This is a genomic window from Micromonospora sp. NPDC050695 (genome assembly GCF_040654415.1).
Lineage (GTDB): Bacteria > Actinomycetota > Actinomycetes > Mycobacteriales > Micromonosporaceae > Micromonospora.
Map to the genome: position 1 here is coordinate 1 of NZ_JBFAHZ010000011.1, position 17,916 is coordinate 17,916.

Genomic DNA, 17,916 nt, shown 5'->3' on the forward strand with positions numbered 1-17,916 from the left:
ACCAAGCACGGCATGGACGCCCTCGACGTGCTCAAACAGCTGTTCACCACCGGGCCGTGGCTACCTCACACGGCTACCTCAAGCTGAATACGTACCAGAGGACGTGCAAGACTACTTTGTGCGCGAGTTGCGGACAGTAAGTCAGCCGACCTTGAACATCAAGCAGATTGCGGCGACTCGGGTCCTTGTCCCGCCATCCAATCTACTGCGTAAATTCGGGGTTCAAGCCGCCGCTGCCAGCCGACTTAAGGCCTTGCATCGGGCGCACCTCGCCGAGCTGGATGCTCTCTTCGCATCGCTGCAGGATAAAGCCTTTCGCGGGGAGCTTTGATGTGTGATGATCGAGGGCTGTCCACGTACCGGGGGGATCTTCGTCGATGAGTAACTTCGTGTTCCTGCGCGCCGAGTGGCCTGACCTCTTCGCCGAGGCCGAGCAGGCGGAGCTGAATGCGGTGGTCAATCCCCGTACCGCCTGCTTCTATGCCCGCCGGTGCCTGGAACTCGCGGTGAAGTGGCTCTATCGTGCCGATCAGACATTGCGGAAGCCGAACGACACTCGGCTCATCGGCCTGATCAGCGAGCCGACGATGAGGAACCTGGCCGGGGCGACCTTGATCGCCAAGATGCAGATCATTCGCATCAAGGGCAATGCGGCGGTGCACGACAAGGGCCAGGTGCCCAAGCCAGACGGCGAGCAGGTCGTCCGCGAGCTGTTCCACCTGACCTACTGGCTCGCTCGTCGTTACACCCGGGTCACTGCCAACGTACCCCCGGATGCTCTTGCCTTCGACCCGGCGTTGGTCCCCACCGCGACCGGCGTGCGGCAGCAGAGCCGCGCGGAGGTCGCGGCGCTGGATGCGCGGCTCGCGGCGCGGGACGCGGCCCTGGCGAGGGCCGAGGAGAGTAACGCAGACCTGGACGCGCAGGTCGCCGCCCTACGGGCGCAGATCGCGGCGGCCAAGGCCGCGAACGCGGCTCGGCCGGACGGGCACGACTACGACGAGCAGGAGACCCGCGACCGCTACATCGATGTGCTGCTCGCCGAGGCGGGTTGGCGGCTCGACCAGGCGCGGGATCGGGAGTTTCCGGTCACCGGCCTGCCGCACGGCTCGGGCAACGGGCGGGTCGACTACGTGCTGTGGGGGGACGACGACAAGCCGCTCGCCCTGATCGAGGCGAAGCGCACCCGCCGTGACCCGCTGACCGGTCAGCAGCAGGCCAAGAACTACGCCGACGCGCTCGAAGCGGCGTACGGGCAGCGGCCGGTCATCTTCTACACCAACGGCTACGAGACCTGGCTGTGGGACGACGCCTGCTATCCGCCCCGGCCGGTGCAGGGCTTCTACACCCGCGATGAGCTTCACCTGCTCGTGCAGCGACGCACCACCCGGCGGCGGCTCGCCGAGCTGACCATCGACGGCCGCATCGTCGAACGGCACTACCAGCAGCGGGCCATCCGGTTGATCTCCGAGGCGTTCGAGGTGGACTGGCAGCGTAAGGCGCTGGTGGTGATGGCCACCGGGGCGGGCAAGACCCGCACCGTCATCGCGTTGGTCGAGCTGCTGATGCGGGCCAACTGGGTCAAGCGGGTGCTGTTCCTCGCCGACCGGGTGGCCCTCGTCAACCAGGCCGCCAACGCGTTCGGCGCGCACCTGCCTGACGTGACCACCGTCAACCTGACCGCCGACAAGGTCGGCGAAGGCCGGGTTTACGTCTCGACGTACCCGACCATGCTGGGGCTGATCAACCAGACCGACGGCGAGTTGCGCCGCTTCGGGCCGGGCTACTTCGACCTGATCGTCATCGATGAGGCACACCGGTCGGTCTACCAGAAGTACCGGACGATCTTTTCCTACTTCGACGCGCTGCTTGTCGGGCTGACCGCCACCCCAAAGGACGAGGTCGACCGCAACACCTACGGGCTCTTCGACCTGGTCGATGGCGTCCCCACCGACGCGTACACCCTGGAGGAGGCCGTCGCCGAGGGATATCTGGTGCCGCCCCGGGTGGTCGCGGTCGACCTGCGGATCCAGCGCTCCGGCCTGCGTTACGACGATTTGACCGAGCAGCAGAAGGACGACTGGGACGCGCTGGAATGGGGCGACGACGTCGACGTGCCCGACGAGGTGAGCGCCGAGGCGGTCAACAAGTGGTTCTTCAACGCCGACACCGTGGACAAGGTCCTCGAATACCTGATGACCCGGGGTCACCGGGTGGCCGGTGGTGACCGGATCGGCAAGACGATCATCTTCGCGAAGAACAACGAGCACGCGAAGTTCATCGCCAACCGCTTCGACGCCAACTATCCGCACTACCGCGGCGACTTCGCCCGGATCATCACCCACCGGGTGGAGCGCGCGCAGGGCCTGATCGACACCTTCTCGCTGCCCGCCAAGCAGCCGCACATCGCCATCTCCGTCGACATGCTCGACACCGGCATCGACGTTCCCGACGTCGTCAACCTGGTGTTCTTCAAGATCGTGCGGTCCAAGACGAAGTTCGCCCAGATGCTCGGCCGAGGCACCCGCCTCCGACTTGACCTGTATGCCCCCGGGATCCACAAGAAAGACTTCTTCGTATTCGACTTTTGCGGCAACTTTGAGTACTTCAGCCAGGACCCGACCACCACCGAGGGCTCGCTCAGCCCGTCACTCACCGAACGGATCTTCAAAGCCAAGGTCGAGCTGGTCAGCCAACTCGACCAGCGTCGACCCGCCGACGCCGTCGACAGCGACGCATCCGATGGTACGCAGAGCGAAGCCGGGCTGCGGTGGGACATCGCCCGGGACCTGCACGGACGGATCCAGGGCATGCGCCTGGACAACGTGGTGGTGCGCTCGCAGCGCCGCCTCGTCGAGTACTACATCGACATCGCCAACTGGCACCGGCTGTCGCCCGAAGCGTCAGTGCAGCTCGTCGGTAGCCTCGCCGGCCTGCCCAGCGAAGTCCGCGACGACGGCGAGGAGGCCAAGCGCTTCGACCTGTTGATCCTGCGCATGCAGCTCGGCCTGCTGGTGCCCGACAGTCGGTTCAACCGGCACCGCACCGAGGTCCAGGAGATCGCCTCGGCGCTGCTGGAGCAGACCACCATCCCGATGATCCAGCAACGGGCCCAACTGCTCGACGAGGTGGCCGGTGACGAGTGGTGGCAGGACGTCACGCTGCCCATGCTTGAGCTGGCTCGGCGCCGGATGCGCGACCTGGTCCGGCTGGTGCCGAAGGCGCGTCGCACCCTCGTCTTCACCAACTTCGCCGACGAGATCGACCAGGAGGTCGAGGTGCCGTTCAGTGGGGTGACCGTCGGCACCGACCTGGAACGCTTCCGCGCGAAGATGCGCGTCTACCTGCGTACCCACGAGGATCACCTGGCCGTGCAGAAGTTGCGCCGCAACCGCCAACTCTCCGGCACCGACCTCGCCGAGCTGGAACGGATGCTCGGCGAGAGCGGCGTCGGCGACAAGCAGGACATCGACCAGGCACGGCGATCCTCCGAAGGGCTCGGCCTGTTCATCCGTTCACTGGTCGGGTTGGACCGCGAGGCGGCCCGGGACGCGTTCAGCGAGTTCCTTGTCGACCGGACCCTCAACGCCGCCCAGCTCGACTTCATCAACCTGATCGTCAATGACCTGACCGTGAACGGTGTGATGGAGCCGGGACGCCTCTACGAGTCCCCGTTCAACGGTGTTGCCCCGCGTGGTCCCGAAGCGCTCTTCTCCAACCCCGACGCCGATCGTTTGGTCTCGATCCTCCGCTCGATCAAGAACAACGCCACGCCGGTCAGCGAGGTGGCGTAGCAGCGCGGGAGCTCTGTCGCGGGTCGACCGACGCCCCATGCCTGGGGCAACTCCACAGGCTGTACGGGCCGCTCGACAGGCGGTATTGCCGGCCTCGGGAGCGCTCCCACGGCGGAGCGCTGACCCGGCGGGGCGCGCGGGTCGGGTTCATGCGTAGGCGCGGCTGAGGGCGTGGGTGTCGAGCGTCCGTCCGTCGCCGTGGACGCAGTCGCTGGCCATGTTTCTACCGGGGATTTTCCCACCAGCAATGAACTTGTGAACTTCGATGTCTTCATGCCTCACCATTGATAGGTATCGATCACTATCCATGGAGGTCTCCATGAACGTCTCTCGGCTCGGCGGGCCGACCCTGTCCCTGTTCCGCATCGTGATCGGCCTGCTGTTCGCGTTGCACGGCCTCTCCTCGGTCTTCGGGTTGTTCGGCGGCAACCCGATGACCGGCAAGGCGGTACCGCTCGGCACCTGGCCGGGCTCTTCACCCGACCCGCCGCCCTCGTCGCATCCGGCTCGATGGCGTACGCCTACTTCGTCGTCCATCAGCCGGACGCCCTGCTGCCACTGCGCAACGGCGGTGAACTGGCGGCGCTCTTCTGCTGGTCGTTCCTGCTGATCGCGGCACTCGGCCCGGGCGCCTGGGCGCTCGACACGCTGCTCGTCCGGCGTCGCGCCGAGGCCCCGTCGGCACCGGTGGCCGAACCTGCGCCGGTGTCCGTCTGACCGCACCCGTGCCGCGCGTCGCCGGAGCCTCGACGAGGCGGCTCCGGCGGCGCGCTCGGGTCGGCCGCCACCGTGCCGGGTGATTCGTTGACCGCATCAACTCCACAGCGTCCGCCCGGCAGGTCCCGCACCCCGACCGCGCGGGGCGCGTCCGTTCATCAACGGCAGCAGTAGCAACCGCCCAGGTCCGGCGAGCCGGGGCCGGTGCCGCGTCAGGCCGGCAGGCCAGGTCTGAGGACCGCGTCCAGCAGGCCGGGGTAGAGCTTGTCCACCTCCGCTGCCTACCCACTACTCGCCGTGCTCGGCGGTGGGCGCCGTGATCGCGGTCCTGGCCTGGAACACCGGTGTGCAGCGGCTCGGCGCCGCCAACGCGGCCCTGTTCATGAACCTGGTCCCGGTGACCACGTTCGCCGTGCAGATCGCCCGCGGCTACCGGCCGGACCCGATCGAGCTGGTCGGCGCCGCGATCACGATCGCCGCCCTGATCGCCGCGAACCTCGCCACCAGGCCACGGGCGGCCCGGAACCGGTCATCGGCCCTGCCGCAACCGGTCGCGGTCACCGACCCGGTCGCGGTGGTCGACCCGGTGGCGGTGAGCGCCCGCTGACCCTAGACTCGACCGCACAACTGCATACCTCATCCAGAGGGGCTGAGGGATACGGCCCGACGACGCCCCGGCAACCACCCCGCGCGCTCACCGCTGAGCGACCCGCGGGGCAGGTGCCAATTCCGTCCCCGCCGCACCGTGCGATGCGGGGAAAGATGAGAGGACTCCTCGACATGACGTCGACGCTCGCCGCCCCCGGCATCGACACCTCCGCCAGCCCCGCCCGCGCCCTGGTCTGTCGCGCCTGTTCGGCCCGCTACCCGCTCGCCGCCCAGCACGCCTGCTACGAGTGTTTCGGCCCCCTCGAGGTCGACTACGACACCGCCGCCCTGGCCACCGTCACCCGCGAACAGATCGAGGCCGGCCCGAAGAACATCTGGCGGTACGCCGCGCTGCTGCCCGCCGGCCAGGACCCGGCCACCCGGGTCACCCTCGACCCGGGGCTCACCCCGCTGGTGGCGGCCCCGCACCTCGCCGCCGAACTGGGCATCACCGCACCGCTCTGGGTCAAGGACGACAGCGCCAACCCGACCCACTCGTTCAAGGACCGGGTCGTCTCGGTGGCGCTCACCGCCGCGAAGGCGCTCGGCTTCACCCGGTTCGCCTGCGCCTCGACCGGCAACCTGGCGAACTCGGTGGCCGCGCACGGCGCCCGCGCCGGGGTGCCCTCGGTGGTCTTCATCCCCAGCGACCTGGAACAGGGCAAGGTCATCACCACCGCCGTCTACGGCGGCGAGCTGGTCGCCATCGACGGCTCGTACGACGATGTCAACCGGCTCTGTGGCGAACTGGTGGAGACCGACGAATTCGAGGACACCGCGTTCGTCAACGTCAACGTCCGGCCGTACTACGCGGAGGGCTCCAAGACCCTCGGCTACGAGGTGGCCGAGCAGCTCGGCTGGCGGATCCCCGCCCAGGTGGTCATCCCGATGGCCAGCGGCGAACTGCTCACCAAGATTGACAAGGCGTTCTCCGAGCTGGTCGAGATCGGCCTGGTCGAGGCCCCGGCCGGCGGCTGGAAGGTCTTCGGCGCCCAGTCCGCCGGCTGCAACCCGATCGCGACCGCGCTGCACGCCGACACCGACACGATCACCCCGGTCAAGCCCACCGGCATCGCCAAGTCGCTCAACATCGGCGACCCGGCCGCCGGCCTCTACGCCCTGGAGGCGGTCCGCCGCACCGGCGGCTGGATGGAGTACGCCGACGACGACGAGATCCGCGCCGGCATCCGCGATCTGGCCCGCACCGCCGGTGTCTTCGCCGAGACCGCCGGTGGGGTCACCGTGGCGGTGCTGCGCAAGCTGGTCGAGTCCGGTCGGCTCGACCCGACGGCCGAGACCGTCGTCTTCAACACCGGCGAGGGCCTGAAGACCATCGATGCGGTGGCGGGTCAGGTCGGCCCGACCCACCACATCAAGCCCTCCCTGCGCGCCGCCCGGGACGCCGGCCTCCTCGGCTGACCCCTCGGCCGGGACGGGACGTGGCGGGGTGGCCTGGCGGGGGATGGCGGATCGCCCGGTCGGGGGATCGGGCCGATCCGCCGGGTAACTGGCTTTTCGCTGTGAGTGTGGAAAACCCACCGCTATGGACTTGACGGCAGGAACCGGACGGCGCAAGATGCTCCGTGCGGGAGGGCATTTCGCCGGAGAATTTTGAAGTTCTTGCGACCCAACGCCGGAGGCGTTGTGCGAGTGTCCCTCCCGACCACGTCCGATCGGGCCAGCGAATTAATTCGCTGGCCCGATCGCTTTTGCGGGGTGCAGGCTCATCGGCATGAGCATCACGATCGTGTCGTTCGATGGAGCCGACCGGGCCGCGGTCGACGAGGCGTACCGGATCGGGGCCGCCGCCAACGACGTCGACCTGCCGGACTTCCCGCCCTTCTGCCGGCGGCGCTTCGACGCGATGTTCCACACGCCGGCACCCGGCGCACGATCGCTCTGGGCGCTGGCCCGGCTGGACGGCGTACCGGCCGGCTACCTCCAACTGGACCTGCCGCACCTGGACAACACCGACAACGCCACCGCCGAGCTTGTGGTGCATCCCGAGCTGCGGCGGCGGGGCGTCGGTCGGGCGTTGCACGAGTACGGGGTGCGCCTGCTGCGCGAGCACGGCCGCAAGCGGGTCGTCGGGATGGCCGTCTCCGCGCTGCCCGGCGGGCCGGCTCGAAGCGTGGCGGGCGACTCGTTCGCCGCGACCACCGGCGCCCGGCCCGCCCTCGCCGAGGTGCGTCGCCGGCTCGACGTCGCAGAGATCGATCGGGTCGCGCTGCGGGCGGCGCTCGCCGAGGCCCGACCGCGAGCCGAGGGCTACCGGTCGGTCTGCTGGCAGGGGACGACCCCACCGGAGTACGTGGCGGACATCGCCTACCTGGACGGCCGGCTGCTGATGGACGCCCCCATGGGGGACGTGCAGTGGGAGCCGGAGCAGGTGGACGCCGAGCGCATCCGCGGCAACGAGCGCGCCCTGGACGCCAAGGGCCGGCGGCGCTACCACCTCGCAATGCGACACGAGGCGTCCGGCCGGCTGGTCGCCTGGACCCTGCTCGACGTGGGCGCCTCCGCCGACTGGCACGCGTTCCAGCAGATCACCATCGTCGACCCGGCTCACCGTGGGCACCGGCTCGGCCTCATCGCCAAGGCGGAGAACCTGCACCACCTGCTCACCCACGAGCCGGCGGTACGGGTGATCGACACCTTCAACGCGGCCAGCAACAGCTACATGGTGGCGATCAACGAGCAGCTCGGCTTCCGCCCGGTGGACGCCTGGACCGACTGGCAGCTCACCCTCTGACGGGAATCGGCGCTACTGCTCGCGGACCGGACTCAGGCATGCACCGCTGTCGGGCATTCGCGCTACTGCTCGCGGACCGGACTCAGGCATGATGGCGGGCATGACGGAGACCCCGCATCCCCTGTACGACAGGCACGCCGACACCCTCAACCGTGCGCTGACCGCGATCACGGAGCGGGGCTACTGGTCCGCCTATCCCGAGTCCCCGAGCCCCCGGGTGTACGGCGAGACCGCCGCCGCCGACGGCAAGGCCGCGTTCGAGGCATACCTCGGTGGCGACTTCCCCCTCGACCAGCCGGGCACCGGCGAGCGGATCGCCACCGAGGCGAGCCCGTTCGGAGTTGAGCTGGCCGTGCGCTACCCGCACGCCGGCACCGACGACCTGATCAGCGCCGCCTCCGCCGCGCTGCCCGCCTGGCGCGACGCCGGCCCGCAGGCCCGCGTGGGGGTCTGCCTGGAGATCCTCGACCGCCTGCACAAGCACATCTTCGAACTGGCCAACGCGGTGCAGTTCACCAGCGGCCAGGCGTTCGTGATGGCCTTCCAGGCCGGCGGAGCGCACGCGTTGGACCGGGCGCTGGAGGCGCTGGCGTACGCGTACGCCGAGATGACCCGGCACCCGGGCACGGCGGGCTGGGAGAAGGCCGCCGGCAAGGGTGACCCGCTGCGGATGACCAAGACGTTCCACGTGGTGCCCCGTGGTGTGGCGCTGGTGATCGGCTGCAACACCTTCCCGACCTGGAACTCGTACCCCGGGCTGTTCGCCTCGCTGGTCACCGGCAACCCGGTGATCGTCAAGCCGCACCCGCGCGCGGTGCTGCCGCTGGCTGTCACCGTGAAGTACGCCCGGGAGGTGCTCGCCGAGGCCGGCTTCGACCCGAACCTGGTCCTGCTGGCCGCCGAGGCGCCCGGCGAGAAGCTCGCCAGCGACCTGGCCCTGCACCGGTCCGTGAAGATCGTCGACTTCACCGGCTCCACCGAGTACGGCGACTGGCTGGAGACGCACGCCCGGCAGGCGTCGGTGTACACCGAGAAGGCCGGCCTGAACACGGTCGTCATCGACTCCACCGACGACTTCGCCGGGATGTGCCGCAACCTCGGCTTCACGCTGACCCTCTACAGCGGCCAGATGTGCACCACCTCGCAGAACATCCTCATCCCGGCCGGCGGCATCGACACCGACCAGGGGCACAAGAGCTTCGACGAGGTCGCCGGCGGCATCGCCGCGGCGGTCGGCAAGCTGACCGCCGACCCGGCCCGGGGCGTCGAGCTGACCGGCGCCATCGTCAACGACGGGGTGCTGGAGCGGCTGGCCGAGGTGACCAAGGTCGGCGAGGCGGTGCTGGAGTCCCGGACCGTGGCCCACCCGGCGTACGCCGACGCGGTGGTGCGTACCCCGACGATCGTGAAGCTGACCGCGGGTGACGCGGAGACGTACGGCCGGGAGTGGTTCGGGCCGATCTCGTTCGCCATCGCGACCGACTCCACCGCGCACAGCCTGGAGCTGCTGCGCCGGACCGTCGGCGAGAAGGGCGCGCTGACCGCCGGGGTCTACTCGACCGACGAGGCCGTGCTGGACGCCACCGAGGCGGTCGCCGTCGAGGTCGGGGTGCACCTGTCCTGCAACCTGACCGGCGGGGTCTTCGTCAACCAGTCGGCGGCCTTCTCCGACTTCCACGGCAGTGGCGCCAACGCGGCGGCGAATTCGGCGCTGACGGACGGGGCGTACGTGGCGAATCGGTTCCGGATCGTGCAGTCTCGGCGTCCGGTGTAGTTGCGGTTGGGGTTTCCGGGGCAGCCCGACCCGCTCCGGGCGGTCAGGCTTGATCCCTGCGCGGGTCGGGCTGCCCCGGAAACCCTTCGTGGGCACGGTTGTCGCTTACGCATCCGGCCTTGGGGAAACAGCACGGTGGTTTTGCCCTGGGAGGGTTTCAGGCTTGGCGGCGCATCTGTAGCTCGGTCAGGGCTGGGATCGTGGGGTGGGGGACTCGTACGCCGGTGTCCTCGAAGCCCAGGCGTTGGTAGGCCCGGTAGGCGCGGTCGTTGCCGACCACCACCTCCAGCAGCAGCTCCGGTCGGCCGCAGGCCCGCGACCAGGCGGCCACCCCGTCGATCAGCTCACCGAGCAGGCCGCTGCCCCGCCAGGCCGGCGTGACGTAGACCGCGTAGATGACGGTGAGCCCGGCCTCGCGCGGTGCGACCGTACCCCCGGCGTGCCCGACGAAGCGGCCGCCCGGATCCGCCACGAACTGCGCGTTGTCCGCGCCGCGCGAGGTGTACGCCACCCGCGCCGCGTACTCCGCGTGGGACCGGGCGGCCGCGTCGGCGATCGTCTCCAGGAAGGCCAGCGGAGCGTCGGCGAGCATCTCCAGGCGCAGCGCCCGCATCCGGGCGGCGTCCGCCGGCCGGACCCGGCGAATCTGCGCCCGCAGGGCTGGCGAGCCCGTGTCGGTGGTCATGTCCGCATGCCTACCACAGCTGCGACCGCTGTTTCGCGGCCGTTTCCTCTGAGCCGTGGGCCGGGGTCAGACCAGCAGGTCATTCAGGTACGCGACACCGCTGCGTGCCTGCGCGACCTCCCACAGCCGGGCCGCCCGGACGATGCCCGATTTGTGGTCGTGCGCGGCCGTCACTCCTCGTGTAGCGTGCGATTTCGGTCACCCGTTTCAGCGGCCGTCATCGATCGCTGGAGCGGTGGTCCGCGGGCGCTCGGCCAGGCCGTGCGCCGGGGCAGGCAACGCTGCGCAGAGTGAGGAAGTGCACCGTGGCACAGGGCACCGTTAAGTGGTTCAACGCCGAAAAGGGCTACGGCTTCATCGCCGTCGACGGCGGTCAGGACGTGTTCGTCCACTTTTCCGCGATCGAGATGGACGGTTACAAGGCGCTGGACGACGGTCAGCGGGTGGAGTTCGAGATCGCGCAGGGTCAGAAGGGCCCGCAGGCCGAGCGCGTACGCCTGCTCGCCTGAGTCCTTTCCTCCCGCGCGTCGCGGCTGCGGTGCGGGCACACACCCGGGAAGATCGTGAACCGTTCCAGCCGATGCTGAGGAGGGTTCATGACCGACCAGCCACCCCCGCCCACTCCGCCTGACGGGCCGGGCGTTCCCGGCGGCCCGCCGCCTGGCTGGGATCCCACGCAGAGCGGCTGGGGTACGCCGCAGGTGCCCCCGCAGGGTTGGGCGTTCCCGCCCACCGGCGGATACCCGCCCGGCGCCGGCCCCTACCCGGGGCAGCAGTGGTATCCGGGGGCACCGGTCGGCTGGTACCCGCCGGGTCACGGGTTCGACCCGAACGACGCCCTGGTCACGCCGCCCGGTATGGGTATCGGCGGCTGGTTCGCCCGGTGTGCGGGAGCACTGCGCCGGGGGTGGCGGCTGTTGGTGCCGATCATGCTGATCACCCAGGTGCTGCCGGCCGCCGTGCTCGGGGTGATCTCCCTGGGTGTGGACCCGTCGGCCGGCTGGGCGGCGCAGGTCGAGCCCGGCTCACCGTCCGAGCTGCCGGAGACGTTCGTCACGGACCTGGTCACCGTCCTGTCCGTGGTCATCGTCGGCAGCCTGCTGATCGGGCTGGTGCAGGCCGTGGGGTGGGCCGCCGGCAGTTGGGTGATCACCCGGCAGGCGGCGGGGGAGCCCGTCGGCGTGGGGCCGGCGCTGCGCTACGGCGTACGGCGGGCGCTCGGGCTGTGGGGCTGGACCCTGCTGGTCAGCCTGCTCATCGGGGTGGGGGTCTGCTTCTGCGTCCTGCCGGGCATCTACCTGGCGTTCGCGCTGAGCATGGCCGGGCCGGTCTACCTGTTCGAGCGGCAGAACCCGATCGGTCGGTCGTTCCGGATGTTCCACGACCGGCTCGGCCTGCTGCTGGGTCGGGTGGCGCTCGTCGCCGCGGCGGTGATCGTGGCCACCCTGATCCCGTCGGTGCTGGAGGGGATCATCTCGGCCCCGCTGGGTCCGGATCCGCTCGCGTCACCCGGCACCGCGGTCGGCATCGTCCTGGTGACCGGGGTCGCGGCCGTGCTGGCCCTGCCGGCCCACCTCGCCCAGTTGATCGGTCTGCTGGTCACATACGCCGAGCAGCGGGCTCATGAGGTGCCGGTGAACAGCGCCGGGCTGGCCGCCGAACTCCGCTGACCGGCCCCATCGTGCTTGCACTCGGCAGGGGAGAGTGCTAAACAAGTCATTGGCACTCGCATACCGTGAGTGCCAATGGTCGGGACGGTGGGGCCAGGTTGCACCGGCGTGGAGACGCCGGGGCGGCACATGGCCGGTCGTCGCGGGCTATCCGGCCCGGCCGAAGGACGTCGTCGTCGCCAGGTGGCGACGTCCCAAGGTGCGTACACCAGGCGGCCCATCCGGGGCACACATCTCGGGTGGCCCGTGAGTGTCCAGGAGGACAACGCCGTATGGCCAAGATGATCGCGTTCGACGAAGAGGCGCGCCGCGGCCTCGAGCGGGGCATGAACCAGCTCGCTGACGCCGTAAAGGTGACCCTCGGCCCCAAGGGCCGCAACGTCGTGCTCGAGAAGAAGTGGGGTGCCCCCACCATCACCAACGATGGTGTGAGCATCGCCAAGGAGATCGAGCTCGAGGACCCGTACGAGAAGATCGGCGCCGAGCTGGTCAAGGAGGTCGCCAAGAAGACCGACGACGTTGCCGGTGACGGCACGACGACGGCGACCGTCCTGGCCCAGGCTCTGGTTCGCGAGGGCCTGCGCAACGTGGCCGCCGGCGCCAACCCGATGGCCCTGAAGCGGGGCATCGAGGCCGCGGTCGCGAGCGTCTCGGAGGAGCTGTCCAAGCTCGCCAAGGACGTCGAGACCAAGGAGCAGATCGCCTCCACCGCCTCCATCTCCGCTGGCGACAGCACCGTCGGCGAGATCATCGCCGAGGCGATGGACAAGGTCGGCAAGGAAGGCGTCATCACCGTCGAGGAGAGCAACACCTTCGGTCTGGAGCTTGAGCTCACCGAGGGTATGCGCTTCGACAAGGGCTACATCTCGGCCTACTTCATGACCGACCCGGAGCGCATGGAGGCCGTCTTCGACGACCCCTACCTCCTGATCGTCAACAGCAAGATCTCGTCGGTCAAGGACCTGCTCCCGATCCTCGAGAAGGTCATGCAGTCGGGCAAGCCGCTGCTGATCATCTCCGAGGACATCGAGGGTGAGGCCCTGGCGACCCTGGTCGTCAACAAGGTCCGGGGCACCTTCAAGTCGGTCGCCGTCAAGGCGCCGGGCTTCGGTGACCGCCGCAAGGCCATGCTCGCCGACATCGCCATCCTCACCGGTGGCCAGGTCATCAGCGAGGAGGTCGGCCTCAAGCTGGACGCCGTCGGCCTCGACATGCTGGGCCGCGCCCGCAAGGTCGTGGTGACCAAGGACGAGACCACCATCGTCGACGGTGCCGGCGACGCCGACCAGATCCAGGGTCGGGTCAACCAGATCCGGGCCGAGATCGACAAGAGCGACTCCGACTACGACCGGGAGAAGCTGCAGGAGCGGCTGGCCAAGCTGGCCGGCGGCGTTGCGGTCATCAAGGTCGGCGCGGCCACCGAGGTCGAGCTCAAGGAGCGCAAGCACCGCATCGAGGACGCCGTTCGCAACGCGAAGGCGGCCGTCGAGGAGGGCATCGTCCCGGGTGGTGGCGTCGCGCTGGTCCAGGCCGGCAAGACCGCCTTCGACAAGCTCGACCTGGTCGGCGACGAGGCGACCGGTGCGAACATCGTCAAGGTCGCGCTGGACGCCCCGCTGCGGCAGATCGCCGTCAACGCCGGCCTCGAGGGCGGCGTCGTGGTGGAGAAGGTCCGTAACCTCGAAGCGGGTCACGGTCTGAACGCCGCCAACGGCGAGTACGTCGACCTGCTGGCCGCGGGCATCATCGACCCGGCCAAGGTGACCCGGTCGGCGCTGCAGAACGCCGCGTCCATCGCGGCGCTCTTCCTCACCACCGAGGCCGTTGTCGCGGACAAGCCGGAGAAGACCCCGGCTGCCCCGGCTGGCCCGGGTGGCGGGGACATGGACTTCTGAGTCCAGTTCCGACACACCGAACGGGGCGGGCCGCTGACGCGGTCCGCCCCGTTCGTCGTCAGGTGGGCAGCGGGCGCTGGTTACGCCGCTTCTGCGCCCGGTCGTACGGCGGAAGCAGCTGGATCGGCGCGTCCACCATCTCCTGCGGCTCCTCGACCACCGGCTCGCCGTCGGTGGTCATCTCGGCCAGTTGCTCGGCGTCTCCGTAGTCGAGCCGTTCGAACGGCAGTTGGCCGGGCAGTTCGCCGACCGGTTTCCAGGTGATCGGCGGGCCGTCCTCGGTCTGGTCGTCATCCGTGGTCATGGCTGCCTCCTCTACCGAAACGGTAGGGGGCGTCGATGGGCGATGCGGGCGAATGAATCAATGTCCCATTTGCCCAGTTATGCCGCTGGTAGGGTCCGCCGGTAGAGGAAGAAGACCCGCTCGATCCGGGCGCCCGCGCTGCCCGAATAGAACGGCACCGGCCCCACCCAGCCGATCTGCGCCCGGTCCAGCCCCGCCGCCCGCTGGTCGCGCAGACAACGCCGCAGCAGCACCCCGCCGATTCCCGAACCCTCGGCCGCCGGATCGGTGCCCATCGGCCCAAACCAGCTCGGCCGCGACGACCCGTACGCGGCGAAGCCGAGCACCTGGCCGTCCCGCTCCGCGAGGTGACAACCGGCGCCCGCGCGACCCACCGAACCGGCCAGCTCGCCGTCCCACGTCCCGCCGAAGGTGGACCGGGCGAACGCGGCCAGCGCCGGCAGGTCAGCCGGCTCCGCCCGGCGTACCGTGATGCCCCGCTCCGCCAGCCGCCGCTCCCCCGCCTCGGTGGACCGCAGCGCCGGCGAGTCGTCGTACGACAGGTCGGCGATCATGTTCCAGGCCGTCCGGTCCTGCCGGTACCCCAGCGCCAGAGCGGCGCAGACCGCGGGGGTGTAGCGCACGTCGATGCCCGGCCACGCGTAGTACGGCGGGTTCCCGGCGAGCAGCACCTCGGTCACGCCACGCTCGGCGAGCACCGCCTCGGCGCGCGCCACCAGTGCGCGGCCCACCCCCTGGCGGCGCTGCTCCGGCAGCACCGCGACCAGGTCCACGTGCCCGACACCCGGGTCGGCCGGCGACAGCGAGCCGAGCAGCACCCCGACCAGATCCGCCCCCCGGTACGCGCCCAACCCGACCACCGTCCGGTCGGCGCTGGCGCGGGGCCACAGCACGTCCACGATGGGGGCCGCCTCGGTGGCGTCCTCGGGCAGGTCGAGCGCCCGTTCGCAGAGCCGCACCACGGCGGTGGCCAGGTCGGGGGTCAGCTCGGTGATGGTGATCTCGGCGTCCATGGTCGCGACCTTAGATCACCGCTGTGCGGCGCGGACGGCGGCGAGGGCGTCGACCTGGCCGGCCCCGGCGACGTTCGCCGGGCCACCGCAGGCGTCGCCCGGGTTGCGGGAACGGTAGGTCGGCACGGCCGGCGTCGCGGTGTCCCGCAGGATCTGCCGCGTCCGGGGCAGGTCACCGACCAGCGCCGGATTCGCCGACCACATCAGCGCCACCACCCCCGCCACCTGCGGCGTCGCCATCGACGTGCCGTCCAGCGCGGCATACGTGCCACCCGGCATCGCCGACACCACACCCACGCCCGGTGCCAGCACGTCCGGTTTGCCCACGCCGCCGGGCACGGGTCCGCGCGAGGAGAACTCGGCCACCCGTCGCTGCGCGTCCACGGCGCCCACGGTCAGCACGTCCGGGTACGGCGCGGGCGGGTCGTCGATCGACGCGCACCACGGGCCGGTGTTGCCGGCGGCGGCGACCACGAAGATCCCGGCGGCGTCCAGGGCGGCGGTGGCCGGTCGCAGCACCCGCTGGTCGCAGCCCTCGATCGTCGGGCAGCCCCACGAGTTGGTCAGGATCTGCGGTGCGCGGTCGGGCCGGCCGTCGGTGAACGGGTCGCCACCGGCCGGGAAGGGCGCCAGCATGAACTGGAGGCAGTCCAGGTAGTGCCCCGGGCTGCCCAGATTGCGGTCCAGGTTGACGCAGCCCACCCACTGCGCGTCCGGCGCGACACCGATGCCGTCGCGCCCGACGGCACTGCCCACCGTGTGGGTGCCGTGCCCACCCTTGTCGGTCGGGGTCCGGGTGCCGTTCCACGGGTCGTACCAGGAGTCGTTGCCGCCGCGGAACCCGGCCCGCAGCGCCGGATGGGTGCCGTCCACACCGGAGTCTGAGCTGCCCACGACGATCCCCGTGCCGGTCACTGCGAGCTGTGACCAGACCCGGTCCGCGCCGAGCTGGCGGATGTTCCACTCCGGACCGGTGGGTGCCGGCGCGTCGCCCCGGCTCTGCCCGGCCGGCGCGGGCAGGGGTCGCAGGCGTTGGCTGACCAACACCCGGGCCACCTCCGGCCGGCGCGCCAGCCAGACCCGCACGCCCGGTCCGCCGTCCACCTCGACCGCGTTCACCAGGTAGTAGGAGACCGGGTCGAGTCCCAGCCGGTTCAGGTCGCGGCGCAGGTCGGCCTGGCTGCGCTCGGCGGTGTCCACCAGCCGCCGGTAGACCTCCGTCGCCCGGGCGTCGCGCCCGGCCCGACCCGGTGTGCCGGCCGGCAGTCCGTTCAGGTCGGCCTGCGCCCGCAGCACCACCAGCAGCCGCTCGCCGTACAGGCCGGGCTGTCCCGGGCCGACGTCCACCAGGCCGACCGTCACGAGCAGCACCACCGCGGCCACCGCCGCCAACCGACGGCTCGGGGCACGCGCCGACCGTCGGGCCAGCAGCACCGCGTACCCGATGGCGAGAGCGACCGCCACGGCGAGCCCGGCGCCGGCGGCGGCCGCCACCCAGAACGGCACGTCGCGGGTGCCGAGCAGCAACAGGCTGATCTCCTCCGGGTCGGTGAACGCCAGCGGGCCGAGCGCGCCCAGGCCCACCAGCCAGCCGGTCGCAATCCGGCCGGCGCGCACGGCGTCGGCCGGGTCGACGGTGGGCCGCCAGGCCGCGGCCCAGAGGGCGGCCAGCGTGAAACCCGCCGGTGGCAGGGTCAGCAGCGCGGGCAGTTGGGCGCCGGACTGGCCGGTGCCCGCCGCGAGCAGCAGCAGCGCGACGCCGGCGACCAGGCCACCGACCAGCACCAGGCGGGCCGGCCGGGGTGGCCGGCCGACCGCGAAGCGGGACCAGAAGGCCGCGTCCAGCAGCGTGGCGGCCAACACGCCGAGCGCGGCGGCCGCCGCCAGCGCCAGCACGGTCTCCAACAGACCACCGAGCGCACCCAGCCAGGCCCAGGGCAGCAGCAGCGCCAGCCCGGCGGCGACCGCGAGCAGCGGCACCGCACCGGGGCGGCGCGACCGCCGGCCGGCCGGCTCCGGGCGCGCGTCGGCCCCGGCGCGCCCGGTGTCGTCACCGTCGGAGGGCGTCGCGCGCCCGGTGTCGTCACCGTCGGAGGGCGTCGCGCGCGCGGTGTCGCCGCCGGGGGGAGCCGCGTCGACGTCCGTGCCGGCCGGTCCGGGGTACGCCGACCGCCGTGCCGACCAGCGCAGGACGAGCGCGACGACCGCCGTCGTGGCGGCCAGCGCGGCGAGGTACGCCTCGTGGTGCACCTGCGGCACGAGCCGCAGCAGGGTGAGCACCCCGAGCGTGAGCGCAGCGGCGAGCCACACCCGCCCGGTGACCCGGACCGCAGCCGACCGAGGCAGCACGGCCAGCAGCAGCGCGGGCGTGCCGACCAGGACGACGGTGGCGAGGCCCAACACCGGCCAGAGCCAACCGACCCGGTCCCGTCCGAAGCCCAGCAGCACCTGATCGGTGACCCAGCCGCCGGTCTGGATGCCCACGGTGACCGTGATGGTCCAACCGCCGGCAAGGGCGGCCGCGACCACCGGCCACGGGCTGGTCCGGCCCGGTGGCGGCTGGTGCGGCAGCGGTTGAGCGTGCATCCGAGAACCTTACGACCAGGATGAGCACTTTCGATGCGGGCCTCTTCGAGCAGATCGCGAGGAAACGGCCGCGGCCGC

Annotated in this window: 14 protein-coding genes, 1 pseudogene and 1 riboswitch; of the genes and pseudogenes, 10 read left to right on the forward strand and 5 right to left on the reverse strand. The window is 70.9% G+C overall.

The window, feature by feature from the left end:
- Positions 1–331: hypothetical protein (locus tag AB0H52_RS10975; RefSeq protein WP_357946658.1), on the forward strand; the 331-nt coding region annotated here is incomplete at its 5' end.
- Positions 332–377: 46 nt separating this feature from the next.
- On the forward strand, positions 378–3,794 hold the full coding sequence (locus AB0H52_RS10980; RefSeq protein WP_357946661.1) for a DEAD/DEAH box helicase family protein: 3,417 nt from the start codon (positions 378–380) through the stop codon (positions 3,792–3,794).
- Positions 3,795–3,941: 147 nt separating this feature from the next.
- On the opposite strand, the gene AB0H52_RS10985 is transcribed toward AB0H52_RS10980, so the two are convergent.
- Positions 3,942–4,256 (reverse strand): hypothetical protein, encoded by a 315-nt coding sequence (locus AB0H52_RS10985; RefSeq protein ID WP_357946833.1) that lies wholly within the window; start codon positions 4,254–4,256, stop codon positions 3,942–3,944.
- Here AB0H52_RS10985 and AB0H52_RS10990 point away from each other — a divergent pair.
- The 5 genes and pseudogenes from AB0H52_RS10990 (at position 4,162) to paaN (ending at position 9,685) form a co-directional block, all read left to right on the forward strand.
- Positions 4,162–4,511: pseudogene (locus AB0H52_RS10990) on the forward strand (DoxX family protein). The gene AB0H52_RS10985 and the pseudogene AB0H52_RS10990 overlap by 95 nt on opposite strands.
- 307 nt (positions 4,512–4,818) lie before the next feature.
- On the forward strand, positions 4,819–5,118 hold the full coding sequence (locus AB0H52_RS10995; RefSeq protein ID WP_357946664.1) for an EamA family transporter: 300 nt from the start codon (positions 4,819–4,821) through the stop codon (positions 5,116–5,118).
- A gap of 26 nt (positions 5,119–5,144) precedes the next feature.
- Positions 5,145–5,280, forward strand: a riboswitch (SAM riboswitch).
- 11 nt (positions 5,281–5,291) lie between these two features.
- On the forward strand, positions 5,292–6,578 hold the full coding sequence (gene thrC, locus AB0H52_RS11000) for a threonine synthase (protein ID WP_151488560.1): 1,287 nt from the start codon (positions 5,292–5,294) through the stop codon (positions 6,576–6,578).
- 313 nt (positions 6,579–6,891) lie between these two features.
- Positions 6,892–7,911 carry a GNAT family N-acetyltransferase gene (locus AB0H52_RS11005; RefSeq protein ID WP_151488559.1) on the forward strand — a complete coding sequence of 340 codons (1,020 nt, stop codon included), beginning with the start codon at positions 6,892–6,894 and terminating at the stop codon, positions 7,909–7,911.
- 100 nt (positions 7,912–8,011) lie between these two features.
- Complete coding sequence (paaN, locus tag AB0H52_RS11010; protein ID WP_278126093.1) at positions 8,012–9,685, forward strand: phenylacetic acid degradation protein PaaN; 1,674 nt, start codon at positions 8,012–8,014, stop codon at positions 9,683–9,685.
- Positions 9,686–9,842: 157 nt separating this feature from the next.
- Here the strand turns inward: paaN and AB0H52_RS11015 are convergent, their stop codons facing one another.
- A complete protein-coding gene (locus AB0H52_RS11015) occupies positions 9,843–10,370 on the reverse strand; it encodes a GNAT family N-acetyltransferase (protein WP_278126094.1) in 528 nt (175 codons plus the stop codon).
- A gap of 305 nt (positions 10,371–10,675) precedes the next feature.
- Between AB0H52_RS11015 and AB0H52_RS11020 the strand changes: the two genes are divergently transcribed.
- From AB0H52_RS11020 to groL, 3 genes are all read left to right on the forward strand, one after another.
- Positions 10,676–10,879 carry a cold-shock protein gene (locus AB0H52_RS11020; protein WP_132339982.1) on the forward strand — a complete coding sequence of 68 codons (204 nt, stop codon included), beginning with the start codon at positions 10,676–10,678 and terminating at the stop codon, positions 10,877–10,879.
- Positions 10,880–10,966: 87 nt separating this feature from the next.
- Entirely contained in the window at positions 10,967–12,040 is a 1,074-nt protein-coding gene (locus AB0H52_RS11025) for a hypothetical protein (protein ID WP_357946669.1), read from the forward strand.
- 272 nt (positions 12,041–12,312) lie between these two features.
- Positions 12,313–13,935, forward strand: a complete 1,623-nt coding sequence (gene groL / locus AB0H52_RS11030; protein WP_007465827.1) for a chaperonin GroEL — start codon at positions 12,313–12,315, stop codon at positions 13,933–13,935.
- Between the two features lie 58 nt (positions 13,936–13,993).
- Here the strand turns inward: groL and AB0H52_RS11035 are convergent, their stop codons facing one another.
- From AB0H52_RS11035 to AB0H52_RS11045, 3 genes are all read right to left on the reverse strand, one after another.
- Entirely contained in the window at positions 13,994–14,239 is a 246-nt protein-coding gene (locus AB0H52_RS11035; RefSeq protein WP_151488554.1) for a hypothetical protein, read from the reverse strand.
- A 77-nt stretch (positions 14,240–14,316) separates the two neighbouring features.
- Positions 14,317–15,252 (reverse strand): GNAT family N-acetyltransferase, encoded by a 936-nt coding sequence (locus AB0H52_RS11040; RefSeq protein ID WP_357946673.1) that lies wholly within the window; start codon positions 15,250–15,252, stop codon positions 14,317–14,319.
- Positions 15,253–15,267: 15 nt separating this feature from the next.
- On the reverse strand, positions 15,268–17,838 hold the full coding sequence (locus AB0H52_RS11045; RefSeq protein WP_357946676.1) for a S8 family serine peptidase: 2,571 nt from the start codon (positions 17,836–17,838) through the stop codon (positions 15,268–15,270).
- Positions 17,839–17,916 lie beyond the last annotated feature (78 nt).

What these genes read in the sequence shown, in the direction of transcription:
- AB0H52_RS10980 (WP_357946661.1), top strand. Translation starts at nt 378, where the DNA reads ATGAGTAACTTCGTGTTCCTGCGCGCCGAGTGGCCTGACCTCTTCGCC.
- thrC (WP_151488560.1), top strand. Translation starts at nt 5,292, where the DNA reads ATGACGTCGACGCTCGCCGCCCCCGGCATCGACACCTCCGCCAGCCCC.
- AB0H52_RS11005 (WP_151488559.1), top strand. Translation starts at nt 6,892, where the DNA reads ATGAGCATCACGATCGTGTCGTTCGATGGAGCCGACCGGGCCGCGGTC.
- paaN (WP_278126093.1), top strand. Translation starts at nt 8,012, where the DNA reads ATGACGGAGACCCCGCATCCCCTGTACGACAGGCACGCCGACACCCTC.
- AB0H52_RS11015 (WP_278126094.1), bottom strand. Translation starts at nt 10,370, where the DNA reads ATGACCACCGACACGGGCTCGCCAGCCCTGCGGGCGCAGATTCGCCGG.
- AB0H52_RS11025 (WP_357946669.1), top strand. Translation starts at nt 10,967, where the DNA reads ATGACCGACCAGCCACCCCCGCCCACTCCGCCTGACGGGCCGGGCGTT.
- groL (WP_007465827.1), top strand. Translation starts at nt 12,313, where the DNA reads ATGGCCAAGATGATCGCGTTCGACGAAGAGGCGCGCCGCGGCCTCGAG.
- AB0H52_RS11035 (WP_151488554.1), bottom strand. Translation starts at nt 14,239, where the DNA reads ATGACCACGGATGACGACCAGACCGAGGACGGCCCGCCGATCACCTGG.
- AB0H52_RS11040 (WP_357946673.1), bottom strand. Translation starts at nt 15,252, where the DNA reads ATGGACGCCGAGATCACCATCACCGAGCTGACCCCCGACCTGGCCACC.
- AB0H52_RS11045 (WP_357946676.1), bottom strand. Translation starts at nt 17,838, where the DNA reads ATGCACGCTCAACCGCTGCCGCACCAGCCGCCACCGGGCCGGACCAGC.